The organism is Flavobacterium praedii (genome assembly GCF_026810365.1).
GTDB lineage: Bacteria > Bacteroidota > Bacteroidia > Flavobacteriales > Flavobacteriaceae > Flavobacterium > Flavobacterium praedii.
On sequence record NZ_CP113948.1, the window covers coordinates 2,227,410 to 2,245,591 of the forward strand.

The 18,182-nt window shown below is 35.2% G+C and carries 12 protein-coding genes; 3 read left to right on the forward strand and 9 right to left on the reverse strand.

Annotated elements, in window-relative coordinates; translation table 11 throughout:
- Positions 1 to 17 precede the first annotated feature (17 nt).
- Complete coding sequence (locus OYT91_RS09510; protein WP_281237760.1) at positions 18 to 1,829, reverse strand: hypothetical protein; 1,812 nt, start codon at positions 1,827 to 1,829, stop codon at positions 18 to 20.
- Positions 1,830 to 2,085: 256 nt separating this feature from the next.
- Here OYT91_RS09510 and nadA point away from each other — a divergent pair, with 256 nt between their 5' ends.
- Both nadA and nadB read left to right on the forward strand, forming a co-directional pair.
- Positions 2,086 to 3,015 carry a quinolinate synthase NadA gene (nadA, locus tag OYT91_RS09515; RefSeq protein WP_281237761.1) on the forward strand — a complete coding sequence of 310 codons (930 nt, stop codon included), beginning with the start codon at positions 2,086 to 2,088 and terminating at the stop codon, positions 3,013 to 3,015.
- Positions 3,015 to 4,553 carry an L-aspartate oxidase gene (gene nadB, locus OYT91_RS09520; protein ID WP_281237762.1) on the forward strand — a complete coding sequence of 513 codons (1,539 nt, stop codon included), beginning with the start codon at positions 3,015 to 3,017 and terminating at the stop codon, positions 4,551 to 4,553. The genes nadA and nadB overlap by 1 nt, the downstream gene beginning before the upstream one ends.
- A 372-nt stretch (positions 4,554 to 4,925) precedes the next feature.
- On the opposite strand, the gene OYT91_RS09525 is transcribed toward nadB, so the two are convergent.
- The 7 genes from OYT91_RS09525 to OYT91_RS09555 form a co-directional block, all read right to left on the reverse strand.
- Positions 4,926 to 5,174: a DUF6755 family protein gene (locus OYT91_RS09525; protein ID WP_269221936.1), complete on the reverse strand. Its 249-nt coding sequence runs from the start codon at positions 5,172 to 5,174 to the stop codon at positions 4,926 to 4,928.
- Positions 5,175 to 5,253: 79 nt separating this feature from the next.
- Positions 5,254 to 5,769, reverse strand: a complete 516-nt coding sequence (locus OYT91_RS09530) for a Rieske (2Fe-2S) protein (RefSeq protein ID WP_281237763.1) — start codon at positions 5,767 to 5,769, stop codon at positions 5,254 to 5,256.
- Positions 5,770 to 5,820: 51 nt separating this feature from the next.
- The gene (locus OYT91_RS09535) at positions 5,821 to 6,390 is read right to left on the reverse strand and encodes a 4Fe-4S dicluster domain-containing protein (protein WP_116763495.1); all 570 of its coding nucleotides are present in this window, start codon (positions 6,388 to 6,390) and stop codon (positions 5,821 to 5,823) included.
- A 16-nt stretch (positions 6,391 to 6,406) separates the two neighbouring features.
- Positions 6,407 to 8,623: a molybdopterin oxidoreductase family protein gene (locus OYT91_RS09540; protein WP_281237764.1), complete on the reverse strand. Its 2,217-nt coding sequence runs from the start codon at positions 8,621 to 8,623 to the stop codon at positions 6,407 to 6,409.
- Positions 8,624 to 8,758: 135 nt separating this feature from the next.
- Complete coding sequence (locus tag OYT91_RS09545) at positions 8,759 to 9,808, reverse strand: MFS transporter (RefSeq protein ID WP_281237765.1); 1,050 nt, start codon at positions 9,806 to 9,808, stop codon at positions 8,759 to 8,761.
- Between the two features lie 119 nt (positions 9,809 to 9,927).
- Positions 9,928 to 11,520, reverse strand: coding sequence for a magnesium transporter MgtE N-terminal domain-containing protein (locus OYT91_RS09550; protein WP_269221933.1), 1,593 nt, complete (start codon positions 11,518 to 11,520; stop codon positions 9,928 to 9,930).
- A 63-nt stretch (positions 11,521 to 11,583) separates the two neighbouring features.
- Entirely contained in the window at positions 11,584 to 13,059 is a 1,476-nt protein-coding gene (locus tag OYT91_RS09555; RefSeq protein ID WP_281237766.1) for an MFS transporter, read from the reverse strand.
- A gap of 801 nt (positions 13,060 to 13,860) precedes the next feature.
- Here OYT91_RS09555 and OYT91_RS09560 point away from each other — a divergent pair.
- On the forward strand, positions 13,861 to 16,368 hold the full coding sequence (locus OYT91_RS09560; protein ID WP_281237767.1) for a M14 family zinc carboxypeptidase: 2,508 nt from the start codon (positions 13,861 to 13,863) through the stop codon (positions 16,366 to 16,368).
- A 158-nt stretch (positions 16,369 to 16,526) separates the two neighbouring features.
- Here OYT91_RS09560 and OYT91_RS09565 read toward each other — a convergent pair whose 3' ends face one another.
- Positions 16,527 to 18,050 (reverse strand): carboxypeptidase-like regulatory domain-containing protein, encoded by a 1,524-nt coding sequence (locus OYT91_RS09565; RefSeq protein ID WP_281237768.1) that lies wholly within the window; start codon positions 18,048 to 18,050, stop codon positions 16,527 to 16,529.
- Positions 18,051 to 18,182 lie beyond the last annotated feature (132 nt).

The following is an 18,182-nucleotide window of genomic DNA, read 5'->3' on the forward strand; positions in this document are numbered from 1 at the left end:
CATCATTCAAACCACTTCTAATTTACTAATTCAGGAATATTAAGTTCAAACAGTTCTTTTTTATATTGTTTCAATTGATTTACAATTTTTTCTTTACTTTTTTCAAACCAAGAATTTGAAGCCAAAAGTGATTGATAATAATCTATCCCTTCATTCAAATTACTCTTAAAAGCTTTTAGTTTTTTTACTTGCGGAGCAGTAATACTTTCTGAAAATTCATTGATTTCATTTTTTAAATAATCCATGTACATTTTCAATTCGTTGATAATAACATTTGGACGCTCTTTGTTTCCAAGAACAGAAGCATTTCCATAAATGTGTTTTACCATTTCTAGAAGCGAAACTTCTTTATCAAAAAAAGCCAAATTAGGTCCTGGACAAATAACAACTCCTTGAGATTGACCTTTTATTTTAATATGATTTTCTAAATAAGAAGCATTAGCCAAACCAACACAAAGACATGATTTCTCTGTGATGCTATTTTTCTTTTTATCAAAAGTTTCTTTAGTCAATGAATCTTTTGTGGCATCCAATTCGTCTAATTTTAAATCTTGATATTTTCTAGAAGCTGGACACATTCCTTTTGGACCATATTCTTTACTTAAAGCTAAGAATTTCTTAGGACAAGAACTACCTGCATGTTCCTCTTCAATACGTTTTTGTTTATAATACTCATTTGTTGTCCCTTTCACCGCATTAAATGGAATGCCAAGTGGCGAAATGTGACTCAAATAAAAATCATCTTCTTTTGCTTTTTCTAATAAACTGCGAGTAGCTATATCTACAGAAGTTGCTTCGGGAACCAATAAAAATGGAGAACCCCAACCCACAGAATCTACTTGGTATTTTTCTAATAAAAAATCATGTTCTTCGGCAGTTCCTACTCCACCTTGAACCGTAATTTTTAATTCTAAAGGCGCATCTGGAACGTGCATCCCTTTTATCTCTAAAGCTTTTACCATCAACTCATGAGCAGATTGTATTAATTGCTCCTTTTTTTGTTTGAATTCTTCCAGAATTGGCCCTAACAAATATCCGTCTGTTGCAAAGGCATGACCTCCGCAATTTAAACCAGATTCAATTCGATATTCGGAAACCCAAAGCCCTTTTTTAGCCAAGAAATTTCCTTGAATCATTGCTGATCTAAAATCACTAACTTTCAAAATAATTTTCTTTTGTAAATTATTATTTAAGTCTGGATAAAATACCGGAAAGTTTTCAAAATAAGCATACAATCTTGGATTCATTCCAGCTGAAAGCACAACTGATGATGACAAATTACTATTGGCAAAACCGCGAAGAGAAGCGTGAGCATCATTAAACTCAACAGGTAATTGTACATCTTTTACAAAATTATCCTTATCGACTTTTGTCATAATATTTACATCAATTTCACCAGGAGATAGATTTTCCTCAAGGTAATTTTTGATAGTATCTTTAAAAGCGATTCCATCATCAACTAGTTTTTGCAAACCATTTTTAATCTCCGATTTATTAGGCAACATCGCGATATAATTCTCTAAAGCTTGCTTGCTTTCAGTTAATTCTACTTTGAATTTCTCAAATTTTTCTTTTACGATGGTATCCATCAAATTCAGATATGAAGTCACTCTTTCTGCACGATAATCGTGCACTTTTTGAGAGATTTCATGGTATGGAATTTTAAATTTTTCACTGTAAAATGCATTCATTCTTTCAATCAAATCGTCATCTATAATTGAAACTACGGAAGAAATTCCATATTGAGCCACTCGTATCGGACTATCAATTGTATATGCCAATCCCATTACAGGAATATGGAAAGTATGAAGTGGTTTTTTTGTTGTCATGCGTCTTATTGGTTTAATAAATGAATGTGACAAAGGTCATAATACTAATTTGCTTAAAAGCTGATAAATGTCATACTACTAAGAAACATATTAGAATAGATTTGCAGGCTATAAAAATCCCAATATCAAAGATTTAACAAAAACATTTATTTTGAGCTTTTTAGAAAGCAATTAGAAAGATGTAGCTTCAAAGTTTTACCTTATATTTGCATACAATTAATCTTCAATTAAAAAAACCATTAAAGTTTTTAAAAAAATGAAAAGTCTTAAAGAACGTATATTGGAATTAAAAAAAGAGAAAAATGCCGTAATCTTAGCGCATTACTATCAAGAATCCGATATTCAAGATGTGGCAGATTATGTGGGAGATAGCTTGGGATTGTCCCAAGAAGCTATGAAAGTAGATGCTGACATTATCCTATTTGCGGGAGTTCATTTCATGGCCGAAACTGCCAAAATATTAAATCCTTCTAAAAAAGTAATACTTCCAGACCTAAAAGCAGGCTGTTCTCTAGCAGAATCATGTCCTGCAGAATCTTTTCAAAAATTCACAGAAGCACACCCAGACCATATTGTAATCACTTATGTAAACTGTTCAGCCGAAGTAAAAGCACTGACCGATATAGTTGTTACTTCTTCTAATGCTATAAAAATTGTACAATCTATTCCTCTTGACAAGCCAATTATATTTGCTCCTGACAAAAATCTAGGAAAATATGTTATGGAACAAACTGGAAGAGAAATGCTACTTTGGGATGGAGCTTGCGTGGTTCATGAAGCATTTTCTTTGGACAAATTAATTGCATTATACAAGCAAAATCCAGATGCTCAAATTATTGCTCATCCAGAATCAGAAACACATATCTTAAAAACGGCAAACTACATTGGGTCTACTGCTGGAATGATTGAATATGTAAAAAACAATCCAAGTAACAAATTTATTGTTGCAACCGAAGCAGGTATTTTGCATAAAATGAAACAAGAAGTACCTAATAAAATATTAATTCCAGCCCCATCAAACGAAGACAACACTTGTGCTTGCAGCGAATGTGGATATATGAAAATGAATACCCTTCAAAAAGTATATGATTGCTTATTGAATGAAACACCCGAAATTAATGTCCCTGATGACATTAGAGAAAAAGCGTTAATCCCAATCGAACGTATGCTCGAATTATCCAAATAATGATTACAACCAATTATTTAATTATAGGTTCTGGAGTAGCAGGTTTAACATTTGCCCTTAAAATGGCAAATCGTTTCCCAGAAAGAACCATCACCATACTTACCAAAGCAAACGCTGACGAGTCTAATACTAAATATGCTCAAGGCGGCATTGCTATTGTTACCGACAAAACCGAAGATTCGTATCAAAAACATATTGAAGATACTCTTATATGTGGAGATGGATTATGCGATGAAACAGTTGTAAAAATGGTCATAACCGAAGGGCCAAAACGTTTGAAAGAATTGATAGAATGGGGTGCTCAATTTGACCGTAATTCAAAAGGTACTTTTGATTTAGGCAAAGAAGGAGGCCATTCTGAAAACAGAGTAGTACACCACAAAGACCAAACGGGTCATGAGATCCAGCGTGCTATTTTGGAACAAGTCATGCAAAAAGAAAACATAGCTGTTCTGGATCATCATTTTGCTTTAGAATTGATTACCAAAGACAATAAATGTTTGGGAGCATATGCCCTTGACGAAAAAACAAATGAAATTATCACCTATAAATCTGATGTTACTTTACTGGCAACAGGCGGAATTGGTCATTTATATGGCCACACGACCAACCCCATAATTGCAACTGGAGACGGAATTGCAATGGCATATCGTGCCAATGCAAAAATTCAGGATATGGAATTTATACAATTTCATCCAACAGCATTATTTGACAACACGGGTGGATCCAAATTTTTAATATCCGAAGCCGTTCGTGGTTTTGGAGCTCGATTGAGAACCAAAAAAGGGGAGTTATTTATGCACCTTTATGATTCTCGAGGAGATTTGGCTTCCAGAGATATAGTTTCACAAAGTATCGATTTGGAACTCAAAAAATCGGGTGATGAATGTGTTTATTTGGATTGTACTCATCTTGAAATGGAAGGTTTCAAAAAACACTTTCCGATGATTTACAAGCATTGCATGAAAGTTGGAATTGATCTTGAAAAAGACTGGATTCCCGTAGTTCCTGCTCAACATTATTTATGCGGCGGAATAGTTGTAGACATTAATGGAAAAACATCTATCGAAAATTTGTTTGCCTGTGGCGAATGTTCCAGAACAGGCTTGCATGGTGCCAATAGACTTGCCTCAAACTCTTTATTAGAAGCGCTAGTGTATTCGGATAAAATATACCATTACTTGGCCGAAAATCCATTTATCGCTCCAAAAACTGAAAATTCAATTCCAAAATGGCCTATCGAATCAAAAACAAAAATAGCACCTGAATACGTCGCACAAACCAAAGCAAAATTACAATTGCTGATGCGTCAAAATGCAGGGATCGTTCGATTTGATTCGGATCTATTGATAGCCAAAGAATCCCTTAAAGCCTTGCAAAACGAAATTGATGAGAAAATAAAAAACCACCTTGTTTGCACGGATTTATATGAATTGAATAATATGATAGACATAGGAAACCTTATCGTTCAGCAATCTATCGACCGAAATGGTAATTGCGGTGGATTTGTAAAGTTCGCTTCAAAGGATATTAAATAAAAAGCTTAAAACTAAATATATAAATGTCTCTCAACCAATTATTGAGAGGCATTTTTTTGTTTAAAATTTAGGTTCTTAAGGAAATGTCTCATTTTATAATTATATAATTATAAAAATCGCATGCCCAAACCTTAGTTCGCGTTTTTGAATTAATTTTAACGATGTTATTTTCTAAGCAAACAATAAAACCTCTCGTTTGCAATAAATACTCTTAGCATTGCGTGAGGGATAGCAATAAGCTACCGAAGTAGCATGAATAGCCCGACCGCAGATAGGAAAAAGGGCAATGACGACAACGAAACTAGCCCTTTTTTCTAGCTGTGGTCACGCCCAAAAGATGTCTCCAAAACATTTTATACCATTACTGCTTTATTATTGTTGTTTTTTATTACCTGTCGGTAAATAATACAACCATGAAAATCCTATTAGGAATAAGATTAATGAAGCGATAAAAGCAGGTATTAAAATTTCTCTGTTGTTTTCCAAAGCGTTGTTCAATGAGGCATACAACAACCAAATCTGAATGGTGACATTCAATATTAAAATAAATATCAAAGTCGAAAGAATGTTATTCAACTTATTGGGATTCGCTTGATTTTGACTGGTTCTAAAGGTACTCATAACTTATTTTTGTTGTGGGTTGTGAATTTGAGTGATCAGAATAAAACTTAAAGAAATGTTCCTACTATTAACTGACGAATTAAACGGTTTGATCTTTGTGTTGAGAAGCTTTGACGTAAATATCATTTTCCTTAAAAAACACTTCTAGACTTGGCAAGGCTCTTGGCGGTGGCCCAGCTAAAACATCTCCCGTTTTTGCATCAAATGATCCTTCGTGACAGGGACAATGAATGATTCCGGTACCCGGTTTGTAAAAAACGGAACAGGAGAGGTGCGTACATTTTTGCTCATACGCCTTGAAATCGCCGCTTTCGAGGTGAATTAAGATATAAGGTATTGTACTACCCTCGATCACAAAAGCACGGGTTCCACCAACGGGAACTTCATCTTTTTTACACACGAAATGCTCTCCTTCGATTTCTTCTTTTGGAAGTAAATACGCTTTGGCAGCCACAAGACCACTTCCTACCATTAATCCGCCCGAAACGAGCGTAAGGAATTTAGCAAAGTCACGACGACTTACATTAGTGGCTTGCTGCTTGAGGATTGGAAAGTCTTTCTTCCAATTTTTATTTAAATTATCTTCTTTTGACATTTCTTTATGTTGTAAAAAAGTTTAAGGTTTAAGGTTTAAAGTGGTACTAAATCAATAAATAATCAACTCCGTACTGCCTTTTGGCATCATGATATTGACTTTGGTATTTACAATTTCTTTGCCAAATATAAAGGTATTGACTGGTGTGCTATTTGGACGCATTTCTTCGATTTCAGTTCTTGTTCCAAAAAACAAAGCGCCACTAGGACATACTGTAGCACACATGGGTTTCTTGCCAATACTGGTTCTATCGTAACACATTGTACATTTCATCATCAAATCATACGATTCTTCTTTTTTGGGCACACCAAATGGACAAGCCATCACGCAATTCGAACAACCAATACATCTTTCTGTATTGGCGGTATGCACAATTCCGTTTTCATCTTTGGATATCGCATCGGCGGGACATACATTAGCACAAACAGGATCGTCACAATGCATACACACCTGAACCGTTGTTTGTATTGTAGAAGCCCGATCGACATAATTCACGTGAATTAAAGTTTCCTGACCATTGGTTTCACATTCGGCACAAGCCATTTCGCAGGCTTTACAGCCAATGCAGCGTTGCATATCTACAAAAAATTCCTCGTTTTTATTGAAACTGGTATAATTCATCTTTATATTTTATAGATTAAACACTCGCATAAGCTGTTGATTCTTTGGAAGGCGCTGCAATCTCTTTGAGTGGTTCTAAGTGGCAAGCACATACTTTGAACTCCGGTATTTTTGAAATAGGATCTAACGTCCCGGGTGTTAATTGATTGGCTGATTTTTTCCCAGACCAGTGGTATGGAATAAAAACTGTATCCTCCCGAATGGTTTCAACAATATTTGCTGGAAAAATTCCTTCTCCCCGACGTGTCGACACCTTGATTAATTCTCTCTGTTGAATTCCGTATTGTTTAGCCAAAGTAGGATGAATTTCTAATAATGGCTCTGGAAACTGATCAACCAACTTCCCTATTCTACGGGTTTGCGTTCCACTCAAATATTGAGATACCACACGTCCCGTCGTTAATATCACAGGAAATTCGGCATCGGTAACCTCTCCCGGAAGTTTGTAAGGTGCTGGATTAAAATGGGCTTTCCCGTCAGGTGTCTTAAACTTTTTATCTTCCCACAATCTTGGTGTTCCTGGATGATCTTCCGTTGGACATGGCCAAAAGACTCCCATATTATCTTCAATCTTTTTATAGGTGATTCCGTTATAATCGGCTGTTCCTCCTTTTGAAGCCACTCGTAATTCATTAAAAATAGCTTCACTATTTTCATAGGTAAACTTATCTTCAACACCCAATCTTTTGGCTAATTCAAGAATGATCGAAGTATCCGTTCTCGCATCGCCCGGAGGCGTTACTGCCTGACGAATTCGGATTACTCTTCCCTCTGCCGATGTGGTTGTTCCTTCTTCTTCTTCCTGCAAAGAACCCGCCAAAACGATATCGGCGTGACGCGCTGTTTCATTCAAGAAAAAGTCAATGCAAACGTAATATTCCAGTTTCTCCAACGCTTCTCGAACATAATTGCTATTTGGCAAAGACACCAATGGATTGAAACAAATAGAAATTAATCCTTTTATTTCTCCACGATGAATTGCTTCTATAATTTCATAAGCCGATAGTCCTTTTCCAGGCATATCTTTCTCATTAATCCCCCAAACTTCCGAAATATACTTGCGGTGTTCCGGATTTTCAATATCTCTATTTCCTGGCAATTGATCGCATTTATGACCATGTTCTCTACCTCCTTGTCCGTTTCCTTGTCCTGTAATGGTTCCATAACCACAATAAGGTCTACCAATTCTTCCAGTTGCCAAAACCAAATTGATGCAACCCAAAACATTATCTACCCCTTTTGAGTGGTGTTCTATTCCACGGGCATGTAGTAAGAAACTCGTTTTGGCTTTGCCCCACAATTCCGCGGCTTCCCTTATTTTATTTTTATCAATTCCCGTAACTTCCTCTGCCCATTCTAGGGTATAGTCTTTTACGGCATCTATCGTTTCTTGAAAACCAGAAGTATAATTATCTATAAAATCATGATCCAGCATATCGTGATCCACCAAATATTTTAGCATTGCACCATATAAGGCCGAGTCAGTTCCAGGACGAACATCCAAATGAATGTCGGCAGTTCTAGCAAGTGGAATCATCCTTGGGTCAACTACTATAATTTTGGCTCCTCGGTCACGGGCTTTCCAAATCCAGTGTGTCAACGTTGGAAATGTTTCACTGATATTGGCACCAGCCACAATAATCACTTCGGCATATTCGAGATCCGAATAATTATTCGAAGCCCTGTCTAGTCCAAATGCTTTTTTGTTACCAGCTCCTGCACTCACCATACACAAACGACCGTTGTAATCTAAGTTTTTGGTTTTAAGCGCCACACGAGCAAATTTTCCAACGAGGTAACTTTTCTCATTGGTTAACGAAACTCCGGATAGCATCGACATAGCGTCATTCCCATACTTCTCTTGAATTCTTTTTATTTCCGAAACCGTTTTGCTCATCGCCTCATCCCATGATGTAGGTACAAAACCTTGCCCTTCTACTCTTTTCAAAGGAGTCATCAAACGATCTGGATGATTATTTTGCAAGTAGCGTTGCACCCCTTTCGGACACAATCTTCCTTCATTAAAGGGAAACTCCATCCAAGGCTCAAAACCTACCACTTTATTTTCTTTCACTAACAATTGGATTCCGCATTGCATTCCACAAAAACAACAATGTGTTTTTATAGCTTCATCCGGTTCATCCCTACCTACATAACCATCTTTTGGCGCATAGTTCAGCGTGGGGCCAAAATGCTTAACGATATTTTCTTCTGATACTGGTAATTTTGCCATTTTTTTATTTTTTTTACCGCTAAGACGCAAAGTCGCAATTATTTTTCATTGCAATAATGCTAATTTACGGCCTTTATTATTTTTAATCAATGTATACCTTTTTTCTCTGCGACATAGCGTCTTTGCGGTTAATTTTTATCCGAATAAATTTCCGCCTTCAAGTCTGGCTTTTAAATGCGCTTGTGCCAGTCGAGATCTTTTACCCTCAGGGCTCAAATCCAAGTGTGATGTTCCATCATCGTGCGTAAAATTAAAACCCAATTGTTCCGTCACCGTTTTCAAATCATTTATATGCAACTTGGTAGCAAAAGCTTCTCCTGTATGAGGACAAACCGCCATTCCTTGCTTCATCCCTTCCTTTTTGTAAATATGTGCTCCAATTTGTGCCGGACGCTGAATAATATGAAAAAACTTCCCGAAAGGAATCCATATCAAAAATAAGATTACCGTCACAGCGTGTAAAACTGCCAAGAAATCAAAAGCAAATCCTTTCATAAATTGATACGAATAGGTAAGTCCCAATCCTGTTACTGAAATGGCGATCAATAAAATAAGCGGTAATAAATCTCCTTCGAAAGACTGAGTGGCAATCAATCCGGGATTTGTCAAACGTCTTCTCAAATAATAAAGTGATCCAAAAATAACCAAATACGACGACCAGTTTAAAGCATGAAAAGTCAAAAATGCAACTATAGAATCCAATTTAAAGTCCATGACTTTATATCCAAAAAAGTAAGCTTCATAGACCGAAATGGTATTGGGTGCCATTGCAAAATGAATCCAACCAAAAGTAAGAGGGATTGTAACCAAAAAAGCCGAAGTACATCCCACTGCTATCATAAAATGCGCCACCCATCGGTACTTACCTCTAGGATAAATAAATTTCTGAAAAACAATATTCGCTATAGTTTCTTTTGTGGCAAACCAAAAATGAGAAAACACTTTTCCAGTTACCAAATACGTAATACCCCGTTTGAAATAGATCCATGTGGGTGGTCTTTGCAGCCAAACCGAATAGCGATAGACTATTCCGAAGAAAGCAAACACTGTTCCAAATAAATAGGTTACCAATGCCGCATCAAAATTCTGGAGATTTCTTGAACCAAAAAACACTAACCCAATCATAAAAATGGAAAGACCAGTTGCAATCAGTAATGCTTTGGTATTATATGTTTTGTTTTTCATATTATGTGTATTACTTTCAAATCGTTACAATTCTAATTTTTTGCTCTATTAAGTTACCAAAAGATCTAGAAGAGCTATTGGAATAACCGTTATATCAACTCCCAATTCAGATATTGGTACTAACTTGGTTTCTCACATCCTTTGCGGTTGTAAAACCACCAATTAATAACTGTAGCTAAGATAGTGAAAACAATTAAACCATAAAAGAACTGATTTACAGTACCATTAGCTGTAATATTATTTCCAATAAATTTAGAAAAAATAAAAGGTCCAAAAGCGGCAATTGCAGCGGTCCAACCAATTACTCCTGCAGCCTGACGTTGATTATCAGCAAAAATGATCGGATATTGTCTGAAGGTACCTGCATTTCCGACACCCGTAAAGAAGAACATTGCTAAAATCACTCCCACAAACATCGGAAATTGATCCATGCTCGTTGGTGCAACCAAACCTTGCGTCACTAAAAGTATCGCTCCAGTTAAAATCCCTAAACCTGTAATAGTGGTCAAAATTGCACCTCCCACTTTATCCGCCACAAAACCAAAAGCAATTCTACTAGCTGAACCAATCAGTGGTCCATAAAAAGCATATACTAATGGATCTGGAGCATTTGGAAAATCACCATATAAAAATTTAATCATCAAAGGGAATGCAGCCGACATACCTGCGAAAGTTCCAAAAGTCATTACGTAAGTAATCGTACAATACCAAGTATGCTTGTTTTTAAAAATATCCATTTGCTCTTTTATGGAAGCTTGCATTGGAATACTTTTTAAATAAAACCAACTGATAACAGCCAGAATCAAAAGAAAAGGGATGTACCAAAAAGCAGCAGATTGAATGTATACCTCTTTATTTTTCACAGCGGTATTATCTGGACTAATTTTATTTAATATTTTTTCAGCCAACTTTGGGTTCGCATTTGCAATGGCTTTTGATTTTGCTTTTAAAGGCAAAGCTGCAAAAATAACTGCATTATCGGTTGATTGAGTCGCTGTCATAACCGAATCCAATACTGGTTTCTTTACATTTTCCAATATTTTGGTTTGCACATCGGCATCCAATACTCCAAATACTTCTTTTTGCTTTTCTAAACTAGCATTCTGAAAAACAGCAAGCGTTTCTTTTGGATCAATGCTTGTAAATACTGAAGCGGCTCCGTAAATACTCACACTCAAAATAAGTGGGGTAATAAACTGTGCTAGTGAAACCCCAAAATTCCCAATTCCTGCTTGAATTCCCAAAGCGGTCCCTTTGAGCCTTTTTGGAAAAAACAAACTCGTACTTGGCATGTAGGAAGAGAAATCACCCCCACCAAAACCACAGGTAAAAGCCAAAATAGCAAAAACCCAAAACGGTGTATTGGTATCCATCACGGCAAAACCTATTCCAACAACTGGAATTAATTTTATTAAAGTAGCGAAAGCCACAACATGTCGCGTGCCAAAAATGGGTAATATAAAAGTATGAATGATTCGTAAAAAACCAGCGGCTAAACCAGGTATAGCCACCAACCAAAAAAGTTGGTCTTTAGAAAACGAAAATCCAAGTCCCGGAAGTTTGACTGCAATTACGCTCATCATAAACCAGGAGGCAAAAGATAAAATTAGTGATAAAGTGGTAATTGTTAAAGTTTTCCAAGCAATCTTACTCCCTGTTTTTTCCCAGAATTCTTCATTTTCCGGTTCCCATTTGTCTAGCCATGTTTTCATATTGTGTCTGTATTTGAATTATTTTTATATTGATTTGATCAAGTTATTGCAAATTATATTGTCTTACTTATTGTCTTCAATCTCTTTTGTAAAATTTGGTGATTTCACCCGAAGTATTTTGATAATGGTACGGTGCATCCAAAGCAAACAGCCCAATGATATCAGGAAAATAAAGATCCAAGAACTGGTCCAAAGTCCGGTAGAGTTCAGTAAATACCCAAAGATAATTGGCCCTACAAAACCACCTAACCCTCCTATAAGTCCTACCATCCCTCCTACTACCCCAACTTCATTAGGAAAATACTCCGGAATGTGTTTGAAAACAGCGGCTTTACCGATTCCCCAAGAAATTCCGATTAGAATCACCAATACTGCATAAACCCACATATTGGCTTCAAACTTAATTTGGGTGATACCTTTAGCCAAAAGTTCTTTCTTTTTCACCTCTTGATTTTGTTGAACAACAACTTCTTGCCATGATTTTTTTACGGGAAGAATCGATTTCACCTCTTTTTCGGTCACCTCTTTTGTATTTATAGTTTGTGGTTCACCGTCAATTTTTATGGTTGATGCAGATATTTCAGTTACTACACCCGATTTTGCAGCCAAAACACCGGAACCGGCAGTGAGGATTTCCATTTTTGGGAACATCAATAAAAAACTAATCACTATAGAGGATCCCAACACCCAATACATCACTTTTCGAGCACCATATTTATCGGATAAATACCCTCCAAAAGCTCTAATTACTCCCGATGGTAAACTGAACATGGTTGCAAACATTCCTCCCATAACGAGTGTGGTTTGATACACATTCATAAAATTAGGCAATAACCATTGTGAATACGCCACAAAACATCCAAACACCAAAAAGTAATAGGCTCCAAATCGCCATACACGAACTGATTTTAATGGTTTTAATAGTGTAATAACATCTTTGGAATCGCCTTGTGGTTTTTTATTTTTGGCAAATACAATAAAAAGTATTCCCATAATTACCAAAACAATTGCATAGGTAATGGGCAGCATTTTCCATCCATTTTCGGGATCATTTTGGGAAAAATCATTTAATAAAGTAGGAGCAATAAAGGTCGTTAATGCTGCTCCTGCGTTTCCCATGCCAAAAATCCCCAAAGCTCTACCTTGCCAATTTTGAGGATACCAAACTGAGGTATATCCAATTCCGACAGCAAAACTGGTTCCTACCAATCCGAAAAGAAAACTCAATACTGCAAAACTCCAAAATGAATTGGCAAATGGTAACAAAAACAATGGAATCGAACAAAGTAACAATAAGGAGGCAAAAATAATTTTCCCACCAAATTTATCCGTTAAAATACCTATTGGCAATCTAAAAATAGAACCTGATAAAATAGGAATCCCAAGAAGCCAACCTACTTCTACTACAGTCCAATTAAAAATGCCTTGGTCAACCAAATAAGTAACTAAAACACCATTTAATGTCCAACAGGCAAAACAGACCGAAAAAGCTAAGGTATTTAAAAATAATATTTTGTGGGATTGATATAAATTACTCATATATAAAATTATTCTGTTTTAAGATCCAATATTTATATTATTTCACATGTAATAAAATAAGGACAAAAAAGTCTTTTATTTGTTTTAGCAAAATTAACATCCTTATAAAAAATAAAATATGATAATTATCAGTAGAAAAATAAATCCAATAAAATTAAAATTTAAAAATACTAAAAAATTTTCATTATTACGAAAATTTATTCTGCAAACTACTCACAAATAACATTTTATATAAATTAAAAGAAAACAAAAATATAAATTATCAAAAAACATACTAAAGAGTTAGAATTGATAATATAGCGCACACCTAAAGCGATGACGATCCTTAAATTTTCCTCTTGTTTGCAATAAATACTCTTAGCATTGCGTGAGGACAATGTCATTATGTTAAGGGTTTCTCACTGCGCTTTTTCAAAATATAACTCTCGCAAAGACGCGAAGACGCAAAAAAATGGCTCTTAACTTGGCGTCTTGGCGAGAAAAAACAAAGCTTAACTTAATGACATTGTGCGTGAGGGATAGAAATAAGCTACCGAAGTAGCATGAATAGCCCGACCGCAGATAGGAAAAAGGGCAATGACGACAACGAAACTAGCCCTTTTTTCTAGCTGCGGTCACGCCCAAATTTATATTTTGATGGCAAATGCTATTTTGGGTCAAAAAAAAATTGATTATTTATTTAAAACCAGCAAAAAAAGCATTAATCTAAAATATTTACACCCCCTTTTAATATTTATTGCTTTTTTTAGGTCAAGAAAAAGCGAATCGCTATTTTTGAATCCCTTCTAAACTTACCCAAATATGAAAAAATATTTTTATGTTGTGTTGTTCTTACTTGTAACAACTTTTTCGGCTTTTGCTCAATTAAAAAGCCCTTCGGAATTTATACCCAGTTATGGTAAACAAATTACGTATTACCATCAGGTGGAGGATTATTTCAATTATCTCGTTGGAGAATCTAAACTTATCAAAAAGCAAAAATACGGAGTCACAAATGAACAACGAGATTTGAATTTATTTTACATTTCTACTCCCGAAAATTTAGCCAATCTAGAACAAATAAGAAACAACAATCTTGCTGCAATTGGCATGTCTAACACTAAAACTTCGGCCGTTGAAGACAAAGTCATTGTTTGGATCAGTTTTAATGTACATGGAAATGAATTTGCCGGAACCGAAAGTGCCTTAACCGTTGTCTATGAATTACTAAATCCGACTAATGAAGCTACCAAAACATGGTTAAAAAATGCGATTGTCATTCTGGATCCATGTATCAATCCTGATGGGTATTCTAGATATGGAAATTGGTTAAGAGAAATTTCGGGAAAGAAAACACATCCTGGATTGTATGACAGAGAACATATGGAAGTTTGGCCAGGTGGCCGTTACAATCATTACATTTTTGATTTAAACAGAGATTGGGCTTGGCAAACGCAAGCAGAGACACAACAAAGAATCGCAATGTACTATCAATGGATGCCTCAAGTACATGCTGATGTACATGAAATGAGTTATGATTCTCCTTACTTTTTTCCGCCATCTGCTGAGCCCTTGCATGAGTTTATAGAGCAATATCAAAAAGATTTTCATCTACTTTTAGGTAAAAACATTTCGGCCAAATTTGACAAACAGAATTGGACGTACAATACCCGTGAGCGCTTTGATTTGTTTTACCCAAGTTATGGCGATACATACCCAACCTACAACGGTGCCGTTGGAATGACATTGGAACAAGGCGGAATTGGCGCTGGAAGAGAAATTACAATGGAAAACGGAGTCAACTTAACCATAAAAGACCGTTTGACACACCACGCCACAGCCGTACTTACAATTATAGAAAGCGCTTCAGAACAAAAAGAGGCTTTACTAAAAGGCTTTAGAGACTTTAACATCAATGCTCGAAAAAAAGTTAAAGGAACTTACAAAACCTACGTCATGAAAAACAATCCAAAATTGGATCAAATGGCCGTTTTATTAAAGAAAAATAATATCGATTTTGCTTATGCTGATGCGTCTGCAAACGAATCAGGTTTTCATTATCAAACCAAAAAGAATGAAAGTTTTAAGATAGAACCCAATGATTTAATTATAAAAGTAGATCAACCCAGAGCGGTCTTAACCCAAGTACTTTTTGAACCCAATCAAAAACTAAATGATAGTTTATCGTATGACATTACAGCTTGGGCAATACCACTTGCGTATGGCGTCGAAGGTTATGCAGTAAAAAACAGCTTAAATATCAAAACAAAAACAACCATTGAAGTTCTCGAAAAAAAGATCCCAAATTCGGTTTATGCTTTTCATATACCTTGGAATAACAGAACTTCTGCACAAGTAGTTTCTCAATTACATCAAGCGGGTATCAAAGTGAGATCGGCCATGAAAAAAGCCATTTTTGGAGATGTTATAATTGAACCAGGCGGGTTAATTGTAAGCAAAGCTGATAACCCGAAAGTGGTTGATTTTGAAAAAACAGTAAGTGATATTATCAAAATTAAATCGGATTATAATTATATCGCAACGGGATATTCTACCAATTCAAAGGATTTGGGTGGTGAAAATTTCATCTTGCTTAAAGCCCCGAAAGTACTATTGTTATCCGGAAAAGGAGTAAGTTCAACCGAATTTGGTGCTACGTGGTTTTATATGGATGAAACTATTAGTTATCCTGTGAGTATTGTAGAAACTGCCAACTTTAGCAGAGTTAAATTATACAATTACAACACTTTGATTTTGGCCGATGGTTATTATAATTTATCGGATGAGCAAAAAACACAAATTGACGTCTGGATAAAAAATGGCGGAAAAGTAATTGCCATGAATGCAGCAAATTCTTTGTTTGAAGACAGAGAAGGATACGCTTTAAGTCCATTTGCTAGTGCAGAAGACAAAGAAAAGTCGGAGAAAGATGAAAAAGAATTGGAATTGAAGAAACGTTTCCTTGATTTTGAAGGATCTGAACGAAGAGCCATTTCGGGTTCTATTCCTGGTGCTATTATGGAAAATAAAATAGACCAAACCTATCCAATGGCTTTTGGGCTTGGCAAAACCTATTACAGTCTAAAAACCAATGAAAAATGTTATCCTTTGCTGAAAAAAGCGATTAATGTGGCTTACATTCCGAAAGATTATCACAGTTATGGTTTTGTTGGGAACGACATGAAGAAAAAACTAACTGAAACGGTAAGCTTTGCCGTTGACAAAAAAGGAGATGGATCTGTAATTTATATGATTGACAATCCTTTGTTTAGAGGTTTTTGGGAAAACGGAATTCTATTGTTTAGCAATGCTTTGTTTTTAGTGAATTAAAGTCTAAAAATAGAAAAGAAAGGGAGTATGATCGTTTTATCATACTCCCTTTTTGTTATTTAAATATGCCCTTTGCGGGCGCAAGCAAGTATACATGCTTACGAACAGGTTTCAAATTTGCTACCGTTTACGAAATAAAATTAATGCCGCTTTAGATCTCAATCAATTACTTTAAATTGTTTCATCTCTTGCAATGGTTCGATAGAATTGTAATCTTTCCATATCTTGGGATCATAAGATTTAATGGTTATAAATTTAAAATCCTCTTCCTTTATTTTTTCAATTGCTGCAGCTGATGTTTCAGAACGAGACATATTTAGAAATTCGGTTTTGTTGAGAATATTGGCTTCCATTTTAAAATCAAATGCCAATATATCTTTTTCGCTATTGGTCAATTCTATAAGTTTTAAAGGTCGATTTAGATAAAAGTAATTTCCGCTTTCTATTGCAGCATACTGCATGTAATAACTATCGTCTTCGGCTCTTTTTTTGTAAATTATTGTCCCTTTACTAACATTTTCGGACACTTTAATTCCTAAAAGAAGCTTCATATTAAAATTATGCACCTTTTCACCATCGTCTAGAATATATTCGGTTTTCAAGACGGCATAATCGTTTACAGAAATATATAATTTGCCTACATACATGGCTTTGCTTTTTCGAGGTTTAAAAGTTAGAACGTAAGCAAATTCATTTTGATTCGTGTAGATTGTACCTTCAAAAGTATAGAAATACAATTCTGGCCTTTGTATAAAATCGAATCTCTTGTTACTTAACAAATCATTTTTATACATAAAATTGTTAAGATTACTTTTTGTAGCAGTTAATTGATTTTTTGGTTCTTTGTCTTTACTTCGATTTTTATTGAACTCTTTTCGAAATGATATCGTATCCCTTGATCCTATAAGACCGCTCTTTATCCTGTAATACTTGGTGGTATCGAGATGCTGAAGCATCAAGTTTTTGGCTTTTTTTTCTAAATCTTCTAGAGATGTAGACTCTCCTTCCTTTTTTAAGACAGTGGCTTTTAAAACATTTAATTTTGAGGTAAACACAAACTTATCTGCTTTTTTTGTTTTAACCGAATAATAATTACATAGAATATCGGTAAATGACAATGGTGGATGCGAAATTAATTGATTAGAAAAAGTCTGCAGGTCATTGTTGACTTTTGACAATGCTTGCTTGCTAAAACCCGTTGATTTATTAATCTCTACATCGATTATTGAAGGATTAAAATAATTAGAGGATCTGTAAAAGAACATTTCTTTTGACCCTTTTTCTCCGGTAGTATAATTTTGACTTAAGTTGGCTTTAACATTTGCCATGATTTCGTAGGCATTCGGTTTTTTATTCGACACGACAACATCTTTCAGTTCGTATATTCCGGGTAACAGTTTAATTATAAAATCGAGTTTTTTCAATTCCCCAACGGTCAGTTGTCTATTGACAAAACCCAAATAGGAAACCGTAAGTAGGGTTTCATCTGTACTGTTATTTTCAGAGAGTGCAAAAAAACCTTCAGCATTAGAGACTAGGTTTTCGGAATCGTTTACCTTAATATTAGCATACGGAATACTTTCTCCCGTTTTGGAATCGATGATTTTTCCTTTTGTGTTTTGAGCCATTCCAAGCTGAAAGAAAAGTAAAATATTAAAAGCTATAAATAAATTTGTTCTCATCGATATAATATTCGTTCCTAAACAAGACTAATTTATGGCGATTTTGTTACAGATTTTAGAAAACTTCTTACCAATAGCAAAATTTTAGAAGTAAAGTAATCTATTTTAAAATCAAAACTATTACTTTAAAAT

Bases quoted from the DNA above. Each gene is read 5' to 3' on its own strand.
- OYT91_RS09510 (WP_281237760.1), bottom strand. From the start codon at position 1,829: ATGACAACAAAAAAACCACTTCATACTTTCCATATTCCTGTAATGGGA.
- nadA (WP_281237761.1), top strand. From the start codon at position 2,086: ATGAAAAGTCTTAAAGAACGTATATTGGAATTAAAAAAAGAGAAAAAT.
- nadB (WP_281237762.1), top strand. From the start codon at position 3,015: ATGATTACAACCAATTATTTAATTATAGGTTCTGGAGTAGCAGGTTTA.
- OYT91_RS09525 (WP_269221936.1), bottom strand. From the start codon at position 5,174: ATGAGTACCTTTAGAACCAGTCAAAATCAAGCGAATCCCAATAAGTTG.
- OYT91_RS09530 (WP_281237763.1), bottom strand. From the start codon at position 5,769: ATGTCAAAAGAAGATAATTTAAATAAAAATTGGAAGAAAGACTTTCCA.
- OYT91_RS09535 (WP_116763495.1), bottom strand. From the start codon at position 6,390: ATGAATTATACCAGTTTCAATAAAAACGAGGAATTTTTTGTAGATATG.
- OYT91_RS09540 (WP_281237764.1), bottom strand. From the start codon at position 8,623: ATGGCAAAATTACCAGTATCAGAAGAAAATATCGTTAAGCATTTTGGC.
- OYT91_RS09545 (WP_281237765.1), bottom strand. From the start codon at position 9,808: ATGAAAAACAAAACATATAATACCAAAGCATTACTGATTGCAACTGGT.
- OYT91_RS09550 (WP_269221933.1), bottom strand. From the start codon at position 11,520: ATGAAAACATGGCTAGACAAATGGGAACCGGAAAATGAAGAATTCTGG.
- OYT91_RS09555 (WP_281237766.1), bottom strand. From the start codon at position 13,059: ATGAGTAATTTATATCAATCCCACAAAATATTATTTTTAAATACCTTA.
- OYT91_RS09560 (WP_281237767.1), top strand. From the start codon at position 13,861: ATGAAAAAATATTTTTATGTTGTGTTGTTCTTACTTGTAACAACTTTT.
- OYT91_RS09565 (WP_281237768.1), bottom strand. From the start codon at position 18,050: ATGAGAACAAATTTATTTATAGCTTTTAATATTTTACTTTTCTTTCAG.